This window comes from Sphingobium sp. TA15, assembly GCF_037101235.1.
GTDB classification, from domain to species: Bacteria; Pseudomonadota; Alphaproteobacteria; order Sphingomonadales; family Sphingomonadaceae; genus Sphingobium; species Sphingobium indicum.
Genome location: NZ_AP025355.1, coordinates 3,350,657 through 3,364,974 on the forward strand (window position 1 = coordinate 3,350,657; position 14,318 = coordinate 3,364,974).

At 61.9% G+C, this 14,318-nt stretch carries 15 protein-coding genes; 13 read left to right on the forward strand and 2 right to left on the reverse strand.

What is annotated here, in order from left to right; genetic code table 11:
• Positions 1-403 precede the first annotated feature (403 nt).
• Entirely contained in the window at positions 404-1,339 is a 936-nt protein-coding gene (locus Sj15T_RS16375) for a hypothetical protein (protein WP_148225529.1), read from the reverse strand.
• A 112-nt stretch (positions 1,340-1,451) separates the two neighbouring features.
• On the opposite strand from Sj15T_RS16375, the gene Sj15T_RS16380 reads away from it, so the two are divergent.
• Positions 1,452-2,648: a hypothetical protein gene (locus tag Sj15T_RS16380; RefSeq protein WP_338756141.1), complete on the forward strand. Its 1,197-nt coding sequence runs from the start codon at positions 1,452-1,454 to the stop codon at positions 2,646-2,648.
• A 797-nt stretch (positions 2,649-3,445) separates the two neighbouring features.
• On the opposite strand, the gene Sj15T_RS16385 is transcribed toward Sj15T_RS16380, so the two are convergent.
• Entirely contained in the window at positions 3,446-4,636 is a 1,191-nt protein-coding gene (locus Sj15T_RS16385; RefSeq protein ID WP_013039172.1) for a M23 family metallopeptidase, read from the reverse strand.
• 502 nt (positions 4,637-5,138) lie between these two features.
• Between Sj15T_RS16385 and rpsL the strand changes: the two genes are divergently transcribed.
• From rpsL to rpsC, 12 genes are all read left to right on the forward strand, one after another.
• On the forward strand, positions 5,139-5,510 hold the full coding sequence (rpsL, locus tag Sj15T_RS16390; protein ID WP_007686591.1) for a 30S ribosomal protein S12: 372 nt from the start codon (positions 5,139-5,141) through the stop codon (positions 5,508-5,510).
• 15 nt (positions 5,511-5,525) lie between these two features.
• Positions 5,526-5,996, forward strand: coding sequence for a 30S ribosomal protein S7 (gene rpsG / locus Sj15T_RS16395; protein WP_007686590.1), 471 nt, complete (start codon positions 5,526-5,528; stop codon positions 5,994-5,996).
• 174 nt (positions 5,997-6,170) lie between these two features.
• The gene (gene fusA / locus Sj15T_RS16400; RefSeq protein WP_007686589.1) at positions 6,171-8,243 is read left to right on the forward strand and encodes an elongation factor G; all 2,073 of its coding nucleotides are present in this window, start codon (positions 6,171-6,173) and stop codon (positions 8,241-8,243) included.
• A gap of 136 nt (positions 8,244-8,379) precedes the next feature.
• On the forward strand, positions 8,380-9,570 hold the full coding sequence (gene tuf, locus Sj15T_RS16405) for an elongation factor Tu (RefSeq protein ID WP_007686588.1): 1,191 nt from the start codon (positions 8,380-8,382) through the stop codon (positions 9,568-9,570).
• A 209-nt stretch (positions 9,571-9,779) separates the two neighbouring features.
• Positions 9,780-10,088: a 30S ribosomal protein S10 gene (gene rpsJ / locus Sj15T_RS16410; protein WP_007686587.1), complete on the forward strand. Its 309-nt coding sequence runs from the start codon at positions 9,780-9,782 to the stop codon at positions 10,086-10,088.
• A gap of 317 nt (positions 10,089-10,405) precedes the next feature.
• On the forward strand, positions 10,406-11,161 hold the full coding sequence (gene rplC / locus Sj15T_RS16415; RefSeq protein WP_007686585.1) for a 50S ribosomal protein L3: 756 nt from the start codon (positions 10,406-10,408) through the stop codon (positions 11,159-11,161).
• Positions 11,162-11,163: 2 nt separating this feature from the next.
• Positions 11,164-11,787, forward strand: a complete 624-nt coding sequence (gene rplD / locus Sj15T_RS16420; protein WP_007686583.1) for a 50S ribosomal protein L4 — start codon at positions 11,164-11,166, stop codon at positions 11,785-11,787.
• Complete coding sequence (locus tag Sj15T_RS16425) at positions 11,780-12,097, forward strand: 50S ribosomal protein L23 (protein ID WP_013039173.1); 318 nt, start codon at positions 11,780-11,782, stop codon at positions 12,095-12,097. Before rplD ends, Sj15T_RS16425 begins: the two co-directional genes overlap by 8 nt.
• A 2-nt stretch (positions 12,098-12,099) precedes the next feature.
• Positions 12,100-12,936 (forward strand): 50S ribosomal protein L2, encoded by an 837-nt coding sequence (gene rplB, locus Sj15T_RS16430; protein ID WP_013039174.1) that lies wholly within the window; start codon positions 12,100-12,102, stop codon positions 12,934-12,936.
• Positions 12,937-12,941: 5 nt separating this feature from the next.
• Entirely contained in the window at positions 12,942-13,220 is a 279-nt protein-coding gene (rpsS, locus tag Sj15T_RS16435) for a 30S ribosomal protein S19 (protein ID WP_007686576.1), read from the forward strand.
• Entirely contained in the window at positions 13,220-13,603 is a 384-nt protein-coding gene (rplV, locus tag Sj15T_RS16440; protein WP_007686575.1) for a 50S ribosomal protein L22, read from the forward strand. Before rpsS ends, rplV begins: the two co-directional genes overlap by 1 nt.
• A 4-nt stretch (positions 13,604-13,607) precedes the next feature.
• Entirely contained in the window at positions 13,608-14,303 is a 696-nt protein-coding gene (rpsC, locus tag Sj15T_RS16445; RefSeq protein WP_013039175.1) for a 30S ribosomal protein S3, read from the forward strand.
• The last annotated feature ends 15 nt before the right edge of the window (positions 14,304-14,318 follow it).

Below are 14,318 nucleotides of genomic sequence, written 5' to 3' on the forward strand. Positions count from 1 at the left end.
GGGACTGTAACACGGCACCAGATGCGTAACGTCTTTATTATTCTTTAAGATAGTTTTCGTTACACAAAGATATTGAGAAGAAGACTAAAAACGACGCAGAGCGGCGTATCCAACGCAGGCGAGCGAAGCGATGCGGGTTGGATGGCCGGCGGCGTCAGTTTTTATGGCGTTGCGATGAGCGCAGCCAGAGCAAGGCCATTGTCATCATGGACATATCCCCCACCAAGCCCTGCGGCCTTGGCGTGGGATAGCAATTGGCCGCACGGCCCGCATTTGACAGCTTCGCCGCCAAATCCATGCCTGTAGCGGCCATTGCCTTTTATCTGGATTGGCTGGAGGAATCTCAATCGAAGGCCGCAGCGCGGCGGGAGGATTGGCGCAGCCTTTCCCGTCTGATGCCGTGTTACAGGTGCCCCACTAGTAGTGAGCGCGCTCCATACCACTCGGCGGCGATCTTTTTGCTCCGCGCGCGCCATTGCCCATGAAGGAAATCCCAATCCAGCGGCATCGCATGTTCGCAGGTCGCATAGCTGGGAAAGATGCCCCTTGCGGCATTCTCTGCGATCATATGCCCGCGACTGAGGGCGCGGCTCGTCAGGATTTTCAACGCACCGTGTCGATCAATGAGGTCGTCAGGATCGCGTTTGGGATTGGCTTTCACATAGGCGCTATGAGCCTCGCTGAGCTTGGCCATCACGCCAATTTGCCAATTTTTCAGAGCCGGTCGCCTGAGCTTGATTCGCATCGCCTCGCAGTAGCGGCCCGCGCTGCGAAGATCGTTCCGCTTGTCCGCCACCTGATATTTCGGTGATCCGTCTGCCACGACATGACTGTCTGGCATCATCCCGTCCAGCATCGCCTCCACCTGCCTGATGATCTCGGCCTTGCCCATTCCCAGCGGGATCGCGGCGATAACGGCGGACGGTTTGCCCTCAACGATCCACTGCTTCGCCAGATAGGCTTCAAGCCCCTCCATGATGTCAGGGGCTGGCTCAGGACCGTCGTGACGCACAATGCCAAGTTGGGCCGTGCTGGGCCGCTTACCAAAATGACCCATGAAGCGGTATTGCTTATCCAGCCATTCGCCACTCGAAATCTGGACATCGCCAAGGTCATCATAGACAGCCAGGACGACGTCAAAATCCGCTGGCAGCGCCTCTGCGCCCATCAGTTCGCCAGCGCGGCATTGACGGGCAAGCTCATAGCTGGGGCTGATTTGCAGGAATTTGAACCACAAATCTGCCGCCCAAATCTCCGGCCAATCCATCCATCTGTCGTCCCAAACCGCGATAAAGCCAAGGTTTGGGGCGCGTCGTTTGCGCCGCCTGTTCGTGTTCATGGGTTGTCCCATAATTCCCATATGATCCTGATAATCACTTATCTAGGCAACCCCCATGTATCAACACCTCACGACGCCGCGATTGTGCCGCGTCGATGAAGGAGAATACCGAATGTCTGATGTAAGTGAGTTGCTGCTCGTGCAGCGTTTTGATGCTGATCGCGGGTGGTTCGATTTTGAAGTTGAGAAGCAGGATGACGGCTCTGAGGTCCACTATGCCGCCAAGCGTTTTGGGCTGCTCCGCGATGACGTTTCTACTGGCATGGACCAGTTGCCGGCCGAGCGCATTCTGGAACTGATTGCTGCCTTCAAGCAGAAGTCACTTGTCGCCGATAACGAGGCCCAGACGAAGCTCAGGGTCGCTGGTCGCCAAATCCTCTACCAGCAGCTTGCGGAAGCCTATGCCTTTGGCCTTGCCTGCTTTTCGTCGATCTACAATCGCGAACATTTGACGACCGTTTTGTCGCAGCACGATCTGGGCAAGCAGGCGAAGGCTCTCACATCGACCGGCAGTTATAACAAATGGAATGCCATCACGGCGCTGCTCTACGGGCGTTGGGTCAATACCGACACCGACGCCCCCATCGCCGATGGGGAGCATGAAGGCATTGCCAATCGCGCATACCGGCGTGATCGTTCCGCCGAGAAATATGGCTGCGTCCTTGCCACTCTGGAAGGCAGCAAGGTTAGAGTGCCTGACGTGGTGGATTTCATTACCACGGCAAAATTCAAGTCCTCGGAGGACGGCAAGGTCTATGGCGGCATTCTGGCGCTGGAGATGCACTATAGGCAATGGGCGGCCAAGCAGGCGGCGAAGCGAGCCAAAAAGCCTACGCCACGGCAAATTGCACGGCGTCAGCAGGATCGCGCCAATGCTGTCGCCAAGGCGGAAAACCCCGCCAACGACGATGTGTTTGAATTTGCCAAGCCTGCCCAACTTTCAGAAGCCGTTGAGTTTGGCCGCATAATCTTCAAAGTGCTCGGCGATAAGCTGTTCGTTGTCGGCGTGGATGGCTGGGAACAGGCCAAATACGATGAGTTTGTCATTGCGAAGGGCAGGAAAATTCTAGCCCGCGAAGCTGAAATTCAGGCCGGGATCGATGCCAAGCGGGAAGGAGTGAAAGAGAGCGCAGGCGCAGTGTTGGTCAATCTACGCTACGATGAGGATTTCTCCGATTTGCTGGCAGATGGGGCCGATGTTGAGGAGGTGACCGCCGCCTTCAAAGCGACCGTGGCTGACATGAAGGCAAAGCGACTGCAAAAGCAAACTGAGCATCTTGAGCAGTTTGCCGATCCAATCCCCGACTAACTACTGCACGTAATCTGCCACCGCGCCAGTGTGGTAGCACATATATAGCCCATGGAGACGCATATGCGTTCCAGCGACGGCCTTTGAAACGCTCTCACGGCTCGCCGTGGGGGCGTTTTTCATTTGCCTCACCACTATTAGTGAGCCGAACCCTGATATAGAATTATCTACATAGTAAATTTCTACATAGTAAAACCCTACATCTGATCGGCATCGACATCGCGCTCGACGGATATATGTGGGTAGAATGGGAGTCTGCCTTCCGGACCTGAACCAGATTGGTTCTGCGAAACCGATTAGGATGCCGATTTGGGAAGGGGCTCAATGTAGGAAATCTGGCGAGTGCGTTCAGCCTCTTTCCTACGCTTCTGCTGATCCTTCACCGATTGAAGGGCCTGCTTGGCCAATTCGACCTGACGCTTTTTCGCTGCCACCATGGATTGCGCGGGAGTCATAGGCTTTTGGGGTTTGCGCGGCTTCTTGGGTTTGGTCGTGGCGAATTCGTAAAATCTCATGCCGTATTTATATCTCTGCGACATAAGATATTGAAAAATATAGATATTTATGAATTATAATTACACGTTCGTTACACGTATGCCGCAATTAACTATCTATCATATTGATATTATTATTCAATTTTACAGGCTCGGACTAGCGAAGCGCTGATCGTTCGATCAATATGAATGCAAGGGAAGGGGCTGGTTTTCCGGCCCTTTTCTTTTTCGGGCAGAAAGATTGCCGACCGAAGAGACGAGGGAGACGGCAATCCCCTCCCGGTTAGTCGCCGCTGGTGGTCTCTATCCCCGGTCGCCGACATCGGCGAGACGCGCCGTCGCGATTTGCTGGATTTGGAGGACATCCTTGCGCGCCTCCAGGAAGCGGCGGGGATTGATGGCATTGCCGTTCACCCGCACCTCGAAATGAAGATGCGGCCCCGTGGAGCGGCCGGTCGATCCCATGCGCGCAATGGCGCCGCCGCGCGCCACCTGTTGGCCGACCCGCGCGCTGAAGCCGGACAGATGGGCGTAGCGGGTCAGGATGCCGTTGCCATGCGTGACCTCGACCACATTGCCATAGCCGCTGCGCTGGCCGACGAAACTGACCTTGCCCGATGCGGCGGCCAGGATCGGCTGGCCCATGCTACCCGGAAAATCCAGGCCCGCGTGGAAGGCCGCATGGCCGTTGAACGGATCGCTGCGATAGCCATAGCTGCTGCTCATCATCGGCGTCGCCGTCGGCTTGCCGGAAGGGATGGCGAGCAGGCTCGCTTCCAGGAATTCCATGCGGGACAGCGCCTTGGCGAGCTTTTCGAACTCGCCCGGCAGGACGTCCTGTCCTTCCCAGGGCACGAAGGGGCCGCCCATCGCCCGGTTTTGCGCGCGGGCGGCGCTGCGGGCGAGGCTGTCGGGATTGAGGCCGAAGCTGCGGATCGCGGCGGCCGCCTTGTCGGCGCGCTTCTGGACGGCGCCGGTCAGCAGGGCGGCGAAGCGGCGCTGCCGGGCGTCGATCCGCAGCAGCGGCGCCGCTTCCGGCGCAACGCTGATCTTGGTGTCGAGCTTGGACGTGCCGCCCTTGGTTCCGCCATCGGCCTTGCCGACCACATCGCCGGCGGGGGCCGTGCCGTCCTGGCCGAAATGCGTGCGGTAAAGGTCGTCCATGAAGTCCTGGCGCTCCTGCAGCTCCTGCGCGAGCTGGTCGACCGACTTGCGATAGCGCGCGACCTGGCTGGCGCTGCTGGAGACGGCCTTGTCCCGGGCGGCGAGAGCGGCGCGCTCCTGCTCGATCTCAGCGCTGCTGGCGGCCACGGACAGGCCGAATCCAATCCCGCCGACCAGGGCGGAAGAGAGCAGGCCGGCCGCGGCAAGCTGCGCCCTGCGCGAGATATGGATGAACTTCACCTGGCCGCCGGAGCGCAGGAAAATCTCCCGATCCGGGCACAGCTTCGAACACCGGGCCGTCATGCCGGCCCAGAGGGCGGCTGCCCCCATCTTGCTCCATTGCGACAATTGCGACCCCGCGTGCGTTTTTAGTGAACGGGGCGCTAACAAATGGAATCGAGTCGCGCGAATCCGCCGACGGGGAGTCGTGACGAGTCGAAGGATGGACGGGGTGAAACGTGGAACCAGGGAAATCGGTTCCGGCCTGTCGCAAATTTTTCTCGGCCTGCCTTCCCTGGCGCGGCGCGACGGTCCCGGTGCATCGTCTCAGGACGGACGGCTCGTTTATCCGCCTCTTCGCCACGCAGGCCCGGCGTTCTTGACCCGCGTCTCGCGCATGGCTATAGGCGCGCCTGCCCAAAGACCGGATAAGGAGCGGATTCGTTCGTGCCGATCCCGGTCCTGGGGCATCAGAGCTGAACATTGCCGGTGCTCTTGCGGCTCCGGGCGGGTTTCCGCCGGAGCCTTTGCCGTTTGGAGGCGATTCGTTTTCCAGGCCGCAAGGAACGCGGGGATGCATGCGGTAAAGTAACTGAAAAAGGTGAAGGGCTTCATGCCAACGATCAACCAGCTGGTCCGCAAGGGCCGCGAGCTGCAGAAGACCAAGTCGAAGGTTCCTGCAATGGAAGCGAACCCGCAGAAGCGCGGCGTTTGCACCCGTGTCTACACGACGACTCCGAAGAAGCCGAACTCGGCCCTCCGCAAGGTGGCGAAGGTGCGTCTGGTCAACCAGCGCGAAGTCATCACCTACATTCCGGGTGAAGGCCACAACCTTCAGGAGCACAGCGTCGTGCTGATCCGCGGCGGCCGCGTGCGCGACCTTCCCGGTGTGCGCTATCACGTGCTGCGCGGCGTTCTGGATACCCAGGGCGTCAAGGACCGCAAGCAGAGCCGTTCGAAGTACGGCGCCAAGCGTCCGAAGTAAGGGGAGACCAGAAACATGTCACGTCGTCGTCGCCCCGAAAAGCGCGTCATCCTGCCCGATCCCAAGTTCGGTGATGTCGTGCTGTCGAAGTTCATGAACAGCATCATGCAGGACGGCAAGAAGGCCGTCGCCGAGTCCATCGTGTACGGCGCTCTCGACACTGTCGAGGCGAAGTCCAAGAAGGACCCGATCGCCATGTTCCATGACGCGCTGAACAATGTGAAGCCCGGCATCGAGGTCCGCAGCCGCCGCGTCGGCGGTGCGACCTACCAGGTCCCCGTCGAAGTGCGCCCGGAGCGCGCCCAGGCGCTGGCGATCCGCTGGCTGATCACCGCGTCGCGCAACCGCAGCGAAACCACCATGGCTGCCCGCCTGTCGGGCGAGCTGCTGGACGCCGCCAACAATCGCGGCAATGCGGTCAAGAAGCGCGAAGACACGCACCGCATGGCGGAAGCGAACCGCGCCTTCTCGCATTATCGCTGGTAATCCGGCGCTGGAAAAAGGCGAAGCGGGCATCCATATCGTCCGCTTCCTCTCATGGTTTCAAAAAATCGGTCCGTTCGCCATGGGTGGCTACCCATGGCGAACGGATTGGTTTAGGGGCCACGCGCAGATTTAACGAATCCCCAACCGCCGGCGAGCCGGCAACGGAGAAGCATCATGGCCCGCAGCCATCCGCTCGAACGCTATCGCAATTTCGGTATCATGGCGCATATCGACGCCGGCAAGACCACCACGACCGAGCGCATCCTTTACTATACCGGCAAGTCCTACAAGATCGGCGAAGTCCATGACGGCGCCGCCACCATGGACTGGATGGAGCAGGAGCAGGAGCGTGGCATCACCATCACGTCGGCTGCGACCACCTGCTTCTGGAACGACCACCGGCTGAACATCATCGACACCCCCGGCCACGTCGACTTCACCATCGAAGTCGAGCGTTCGCTGCGCGTGCTGGACGGCGCGGTCGCCGCGTTCGACGGCGTCGCGGGCGTGGAGCCGCAGTCGGAAACCGTGTGGCGCCAGGCGGACAAGTACAAGGTGCCGCGGATGTGCTTCATCAACAAGCTCGACCGTACCGGCGCCAACTTCTATTATTGCGTGCAGACGATCATCGACCGTCTGGGCGCCACCCCGGCCGTCCTCTACCTGCCCATCGGCGCGGAATCGGACTTCAAGGGCCTGGTCGACCTGGTCGAGAACCGCGCCATCATCTGGAAGGACGAGAATCTGGGCGCCGAATTCTCCTATGAGGAGATTCCGGCCGACCTCGCCGACAAGGCCGCCGAATATCGCGAGAAGCTGATCGAACTCGCCGTCGAGCAGGACGACGATGCGATGGAAGCCTATCTGGAAGGCAATCTGCCCGACGTCGCCACGCTCAAGAAGCTGATCCGCAAGGGCACGCTGGGCCATGCCTTCGTGCCGGTGCTGTGCGGCTCGGCGTTCAAGAACAAGGGCGTCCAGCCGCTGCTCGACGCGGTGGTCGATTATCTGCCTTCGCCGCTCGACATTCCCGACGTCCAGGGCATCAACCCCGACACCGACGAGCCCGACAGCCGCAAGACGGCCGACGATGCGCCCTTCTCCGGCCTGGCGTTCAAGATCATGAACGACCCGTTCGTGGGTTCGCTCACCTTCCTGCGCGTCTATTCGGGCACGCTGACCAAGGGCAGCTACCTGAACTCGGTCAAGGACAAGAAGGAAAAGATCGGCCGCATGCTCCTCATGCACGCCAACTCGCGTGAGGACATCGACACCGCCTATGCCGGCGACATCGTCGCCCTGGCGGGCCTCAAGGAAACCACCACCGGCGATACGCTGTGCGCCGAGCGCCAGCCGATCATCCTGGAGCGGATGGAATTCCCCGAGCCGGTGATCGAGCTGTCGGTCGAACCCAAGACCAAGGCCGACCAGGAAAAGATGGGCATCGCGCTCAACCGCCTGGCCGCCGAGGATCCGTCCTTCCGCGTCTCGACCGACCACGAATCGGGCCAGACCATCATCAAGGGCATGGGCGAACTCCACCTCGAAATCCTGGTCGACCGCATGAAGCGCGAGTTCAAGGTCGAGGCCAATGTGGGCGCGCCACAGGTCGCCTATCGCGAATATCTCGCGAAGAAGGTCGACATCGACTACACCCACAAGAAGCAGTCGGGCGGATCGGGCCAGTTCGGCCGGGTCAAGGTGACGGTCATCCCCGGCGAGCGCGGTTCTGGCTACCAGTTCTTCGACGAGATCAAGGGCGGCAACATCCCGCGCGAATATATCCCGTCGGTGGAAAAGGGCTTCCGCGAGACGGCCGAGACCGGCCATCTGATCGGCTTCCCGATCATCGACTTCGAAGTCCACCTGACGGACGGCGCCTATCACGACGTCGACTCGTCGGCCCTGGCCTTCGAAATCTGCGCCCGCGGCGCGATGCGCGAAGCGGCCGCCAAGTCGGGCATCAAGCTGCTTGAGCCGATCATGAAGGTCGAGGTCGTGACCCCGGAGGAATATCTGGGCGACGTCATCGGCGACATGAACAGCCGTCGCGGCCAGATTCAGGGCACCGACAGCCGCGGCAACGCGCAGGTGGTCGAGGCGATGGTCCCGCTGGCCAACATGTTCGGCTATGTGAACCAGCTTCGTTCGTTCACCCAGGGGCGCGCGAACTACTCGATGATCTTCTCGCACTATGACGAAGTGCCGCAGAATGTGGCGGACGAAGTCAAGGCGAAGATGGCCTGATAATTTTCCTTGGCCGGGTCGTGCAAACGGCTCGGTTAGGGGCTGGTATTCTCTGAATTTGCTGCTATGGACGCGCCTTCGCGAGGCGCGGCCGAGCGGTCAGACCAAAGCTGATTTGATTAGAAGGTAGGATAAAATGGCTAAGGCTAAGTTTGAGCGGAACAAGCCGCACTGCAACATCGGCACCATCGGTCACGTCGACCATGGCAAGACCTCGCTGACCGCGGCGATCACCAAGGTGCTCGCCGAAACCGGCGGCGCGACCTTCGTCGACTATGCCAATATCGACAAGGCGCCCGAAGAGCGCGAGCGCGGCATCACCATCTCGACCGCCCACGTCGAATATGAAACCGAAGCCCGCCACTACGCCCACGTCGACTGCCCGGGTCACGCCGACTACGTCAAGAACATGATCACCGGCGCGGCCCAGATGGACGGCGCGATCCTGGTCGTTTCGGCCACCGACGGCCCGATGCCGCAGACCCGCGAGCACATCCTGCTCGCCCGCCAGGTCGGCGTGCCGCAGCTCGTCGTGTTCATGAACAAGGTCGACCTCGTCGACGATCCGGAAATCCTGGAACTGGTCGAGCTGGAAATCCGCGAACTGCTGTCGTCCTACGACTTCGACGGCGACAACATCCCCGTCATCCCCGGCTCGGCCGTCAAGGCTCTCGACGGTTCGAACGACGAAATCGGCAAGCAGGCCGTTCTGAAGCTGATGGCTGCCGTCGACTCGTTCATCCCGCAGCCGGAGCGTCCGGTCGACAAGCCGTTCCTGATGCCGATCGAAGACGTGTTCTCGATCTCGGGCCGCGGCACCGTGGTGACCGGCCGCGTCGAAACCGGCATCGTCAAGGTTGGCGAGGAAGTCGAGATCGTCGGTCTGAAGGACACCCGCAAGACCACCGTGACCGGCGTCGAAATGTTCCGCAAGCTGCTCGACCAGGGTGAAGCCGGCGACAATATCGGCGCGCTGATCCGTGGCGTGGGCCGTGAAGAAGTCGAGCGCGGCCAGGTTCTGGCCAAGCCCGGCACCATCACCCCGCACACCGAGTTCGACGCGGAAGTCTATGTCCTGTCGAAGGAAGAAGGCGGCCGTCACACCCCGTTCTTCGCCAACTATCGTCCGCAGTTCTACTTCCGCACCACGGACGTGACCGGCGAAGTGATCCTGCCCGAAGGCACCGAGATGGTCATGCCCGGCGACAATGTGAAGCTCGGCGTGAAGCTGATCGCCCCGATCGCGATGGATGCGGGTCTCCGCTTCGCCATCCGTGAAGGCGGCCGCACCGTCGGCGCAGGGGTTGTCGGCACGATCTCGAAGTAATATAGGACCGCAGCGGCGCGAATCGCCTGATTCGCGCCGCTGAGTTTTTTGCCGCCCCGGATCGCCTTTCTCCGGCTCGCATGAGCTAGAAGGGCCAGGAACGGGGCGGATATTTTTTGGTTGGCGCATTTTCACAAGTCATCGGCTGCTCCGGCTGATTTCTGAAAATGCTCCGGGGTTTTTGGCTCTTTCGCATCGGTACAGGAACAATGGACAGCAACATCCGCATTCGCCTCAAGGCGTTCGATCATCGCGTGCTCGATCAGGCGACCGGCGACATCGCCGACACCGCCCGCCGCACCGGCGCCCTTATCCGCGGTCCGATTCCCCTTCCGACGCGCATCGAAAAGTTCACGGTCAACCGTGGCCCGCACATCGACAAGAAGTCGCGCGAGCAGTTCGAGGTCCGCACCTACAAGCGCATGCTTGACATTGTGCAGCCGACGCCGCAGACGGTCGACGCGCTGATGAAGCTGGACCTGGCTGCCGGCGTGAACGTGGAAATCAAACTCGCTTAAGCGAGTTTGCCTTCAGCCCCGGCGAAAGCCGGGGTCTCGGGCAGACAAGCAAGTTCCTGTTGTCCTTTTGGCGGCAGGGTATCGGGCATTCCGGCTTGCCGGAAGCTCAAACGACACAAGGGATACCGCACGGCCCGCCGGTGAACCGGCCAAGGCTCGTGGTCCTGGTCCCCCGTCGCCTTTCCCTGGCGGGATCGGCATCCAACCCGGACGGGGTGATTGTTATGCATGGGTTGGGCCGCGAGGGAGAAATCCTGAGCGGTTTTTTCGTTGGATACGCCCGCTGCTAAGGCGGGCCTCTATGGGAGTAATCGGTGATGCGCACAGGCGTGATCGCTAAGAAAGTCGGGATGACCCGTCTGTTCCAGGAGGACGGACGTCATATTCCGGTTACGGTTCTGGCCCTTGAGGGCAATCAGGTCGTGGCCCGCAAGGAAGTCGAGCGTGACGGTTATGTCGCGGTTCAGCTCGGCGCGGGCGTCGCGAAGGTCAAGAATGTCGCCAAGCCGCAGCGCGGCCACTTCGCCAAGGCGGAAGTGGAGCCGAAGGCGCGCCTGGTCGAATTCCGCGTCGCCGAGGATGCGCTCCTCGATGTCGGCGCCGAGATCGCGGCCGATCATTTCATCGCCGGCCAGCTGGTCGACGTTGCCGGTCACACCCAGGGCAAGGGTTTCGCCGGCGCCATGAAGCGCTGGGGCTTCGGCGGCATGCGCGCCACCCACGGCGTGTCGATCAGCCACCGCGCCCATGGTTCGACGGGTAACCGCCAGGATCCGGGCCGCGTCTTCAAGAACAAGAAGATGGCCGGTCACATGGGCGACCGCGAGCGGACCCAGCAGAACCTGGAAATCGTCCGCACGGACGTCGAGCGCGGCCTGCTGTTCGTCAAGGGCAGCGTCCCGGGCGCCAAGGGCACCTGGCTGACCGTCTGCGACGCCGTCAAGGTGAAGCGTCCGGCGGACGCGCCCTATCCGGCCAGCCTGAAGCAGGCTGCCAACAGCAACAACGCTCCGGCTGAAACGCCCGCTGAAGAAGCGGCCGCGCCCGAAGCGACCGAAGGCCAGGAGGGCTAATCATGAAGGTCAAGGTACAGACCCTCGATGCCGCAGCCGCCGGTGAAGTGGAACTGAACGATGCCGTGTTCGGCGTCGAACCCCGCACCGACATTCTGCACCGCGTCGTCACCTGGCAGCTCGAAAAGCGTCGCGCTCCGGCTCGCGCTACCCGTGAGCGTTCGGACGTTGCCCGCACGGGCAAGAAGTTCGGCCGCCAGAAGGGCGGCGGCACCGCCCGTCACGGCGATCGCAAGGCGCCCGTGTTCATCGGCGGTGGTAAGGCGCACGGCGCCCGCGCCCGCACCTTCGGCCACGACCTCAACAAGAAGGTTCGCGCGCTCGGCCTGAAAATGGCCCTGTCGTCGAAGGCCAAGGACGGATCGCTGATCGTTCTCGACAATCTCGACGTGGCGGAAGGCAAGACCAAGGCTCTGGTCGCGCACCTCGCCAAGCTGAACCTCAACAAGGCTCTGTTCATCGACGGCGACGCCGTGAACGTCAGCTTCGCGAAGGCTTCGGCGAACATCATCGGCGTGGACCTGCTGCCTGCCGTTGGCGCCAACGTCTATGACATCCTGAAGGCCGACTCGCTGGTGCTGACCCGCGCCGCGGTCGAAAAGCTGGAGGCCCGTTTCAATGGCTAAGAAGGAAGCGACCACCGTCGACAACCGTCATTATGACGTCGTCGTCGCGCCGGTCATCACCGAGAAGTCGACCCTTCTCTCCGAGAACAACGCCGTGGTCTTCAAGGTCGCCAATGATGCGTCGAAGCCGGAGATCAAGGCCGCCGTCGAAGCCATTTGGGGCGTGACCGTCAAGAGCGTGAACACGCTGGTCGCCAAGGGCAAGACGAAGCGCTGGAAGGGCAAGCCCTACACGCGCTCGGACGTGAAGAAGGCGATCGTTCGCCTGGCCGACGGCCAGTCGATCGACATCACCGAAGGAGTGCGCTGACCATGGCGCTTAAGAGCTACAACCCGACGAGCCCGGCCCAGCGCGGCCTGATCCTCGTCGACCGCAGCGCGCTGCACAAGGGCAAGCCCGTCAAGGCGCTGACCGAAGGCAAGCGCAAGACCGGCGGCCGCAACAACAAGGGCCATGTGACCTCGCGCGGCATCGCCGGCGGCCACAAGCAGCGTTACCGCATCATCGACTTCAAGCGTCGCCTGTGGGACGTCGAGGGCACGGTCGAGCGTCTGGAATATGACCCCAACCGCACCGCCTTCATCGCGCTGGTCAACTATCCCGACGGCACCCAGGCCTATATCCTGGCTCCCCAGCGCCTTGCGCCGGGCGACAAGGTGATCGCGGGCAAGAAGACCGACGTGAAGCCGGGCAACGCGATGGAACTGGGCCAGATGCCGGTCGGCACCATCATCCACAATATCGAGATGAAGCCGGGCAAGGGCGGTCAGCTTTGCCGTTCGGCGGGCACCTATGCCCAGCTCGTCGGCCGCGATCGCGGCATGGTGATGGTCCGCCTGTCCTCGGGCGAGCAGCGCTACATCCGTTCGGACTGCATGGGCACCGTTGGCGCCGTGTCGAACCCGGACAACGCCAACACCAACCTCGCCAAGGCCGGCCGCAACCGCTGGCTCGGCAAGCGTCCGCTGACGCGCGGCGTGGCGAAGAACCCGGTCGACCACCCGCATGGCGGCGGTGAAGGCCGGACCTCGGGCGGCCGTCATCCGGTCACGCCCTGGGGCAAGCCGACCAAGGGTGCGCGCACCCGCCACAACAAGGCGACGGACAAGTTCATCATCCGTAGCCGCCACGCGAAGAAGAAGAGGTAAGCGAGATGGCTCGTTCCGTCTGGAAAGGTCCGTTCGTGGACCTCAGCCTTCTGAAGAAGGCGGAAGTCGCTCAGGATGCCGGTGGCCGTTCGGGTCCGATCAAGACCTGGTCGCGCCGTTCCACCATCCTGCCGCAGTTCGTCGGCCTGACGTTCAACGTCTATAACGGCCGCAAGCATGTGCCGGTCTCGGTGAACGAGGACATGGTGGGTCACAAGCTGGGCGAATTCGCCCCGACCCGCTACTTCCCCGGCCACGCCGCCGACAAGAAGGGCAAGCGCTAATGAGCAAGGAAAAGGCTCCCCGCCGCGTCGCGGACAATGAGGCGCTGGCCGTCGGCACGCAGATCCGCGGTTCGGCCCAGAAGCTGAACCTGGTCGCCACGCTGATCCGCGGCCGCAAGGTCGAGGACGCGCTGAACATCCTCGCCTTCTCGAAGAAGGCGATGGCCGTCGACGTGCGCAAGGTGCTGGCCTCGGCCATTGCCAATGCGGAAAACAACCACAATCTGGACGTCGACTCGCTGGTCGTCGCGGAAGCATCGGTGGGCAAGAGCTTCACCATGAAGCGCTTTCACGCTCGCGGCCGCGGCAAGTCGACCCGGATTCTCAAGCCCTTCAGCCGCGTGCGCATCGTCGTGCGCGAGCAGGCCGAAGCGGAGGCGTAAGCACATGGGTCACAAGAGCAATCCGATCGGTCTGCGTCTGCAGATCAACCGTACCTGGGACAGCCGCTGGTTCGCGGAAGGCGCCGACTATGGCCGCCTGCTGCTGGAGGATCTGAAGATCCGCCAGTTTATCATGAAGAACCTGCCGCAGGCCGCGATCTCCAAGGTCGTGATCGAGCGTCCGGCCAAGCTGTGCCGCGTGTCGATCTACGCCGCCCGTCCCGGTGTCATCATCGGCAAGAAGGGCGCGGACATCGAAAAGCTGCGCAAGAAGCTGGGCGGCTTGACCTCTTCGGACGTCAGCCTGAACATCGTCGAAATCCGCAAGCCGGAAATCGACTCCAAGCTCGTCGCGCAGGGCATCGCCGACCAGTTGGAGCGCCGCGTGGCGTTCCGCCGCGCCATGAAGCGCGCGGTGCAGAGCGCCCTGCGTCTCGGCGCCGAAGGCATCAAGATCACCTGCGGCGGCCGTCTGGGCGGCGCGGAGATCGCCCGCGTGGAATGGTATCGCGAAGGCCGCGTTCCGCTGCACACGCTGCGCGCGAACGTCGACTATGCCGAAGCCGAAGCCCACACCGCTTATGGCGTTTGCGGCATCAAGGTCTGGATCTTCAAGGGTGAGATTCTGGGCCACGATCCGATGGCCACCGACCGGCTGATGCTGGAGGCTCAGACCTCCGGCGTGCGCCCGGCGCGCTGAGAATAAGGTAGGTAT

What these genes read in the sequence shown, in the direction of transcription:
- Sj15T_RS16375 (WP_148225529.1), bottom strand. Translation starts at nt 1,339, where the DNA reads ATGAACACGAACAGGCGGCGCAAACGACGCGCCCCAAACCTTGGCTTT.
- Sj15T_RS16380 (WP_338756141.1), top strand. Translation starts at nt 1,452, where the DNA reads ATGTCTGATGTAAGTGAGTTGCTGCTCGTGCAGCGTTTTGATGCTGAT.
- Sj15T_RS16385 (WP_013039172.1), bottom strand. Translation starts at nt 4,636, where the DNA reads ATGGGGGCAGCCGCCCTCTGGGCCGGCATGACGGCCCGGTGTTCGAAG.
- rpsL (WP_007686591.1), top strand. Translation starts at nt 5,139, where the DNA reads ATGCCAACGATCAACCAGCTGGTCCGCAAGGGCCGCGAGCTGCAGAAG.
- rpsG (WP_007686590.1), top strand. Translation starts at nt 5,526, where the DNA reads ATGTCACGTCGTCGTCGCCCCGAAAAGCGCGTCATCCTGCCCGATCCC.
- fusA (WP_007686589.1), top strand. Translation starts at nt 6,171, where the DNA reads ATGGCCCGCAGCCATCCGCTCGAACGCTATCGCAATTTCGGTATCATG.
- tuf (WP_007686588.1), top strand. Translation starts at nt 8,380, where the DNA reads ATGGCTAAGGCTAAGTTTGAGCGGAACAAGCCGCACTGCAACATCGGC.
- rpsJ (WP_007686587.1), top strand. Translation starts at nt 9,780, where the DNA reads ATGGACAGCAACATCCGCATTCGCCTCAAGGCGTTCGATCATCGCGTG.
- rplC (WP_007686585.1), top strand. Translation starts at nt 10,406, where the DNA reads ATGCGCACAGGCGTGATCGCTAAGAAAGTCGGGATGACCCGTCTGTTC.
- rplD (WP_007686583.1), top strand. Translation starts at nt 11,164, where the DNA reads ATGAAGGTCAAGGTACAGACCCTCGATGCCGCAGCCGCCGGTGAAGTG.
- Sj15T_RS16425 (WP_013039173.1), top strand. Translation starts at nt 11,780, where the DNA reads ATGGCTAAGAAGGAAGCGACCACCGTCGACAACCGTCATTATGACGTC.
- rplB (WP_013039174.1), top strand. Translation starts at nt 12,100, where the DNA reads ATGGCGCTTAAGAGCTACAACCCGACGAGCCCGGCCCAGCGCGGCCTG.
- rpsS (WP_007686576.1), top strand. Translation starts at nt 12,942, where the DNA reads ATGGCTCGTTCCGTCTGGAAAGGTCCGTTCGTGGACCTCAGCCTTCTG.
- rplV (WP_007686575.1), top strand. Translation starts at nt 13,220, where the DNA reads ATGAGCAAGGAAAAGGCTCCCCGCCGCGTCGCGGACAATGAGGCGCTG.
- rpsC (WP_013039175.1), top strand. Translation starts at nt 13,608, where the DNA reads ATGGGTCACAAGAGCAATCCGATCGGTCTGCGTCTGCAGATCAACCGT.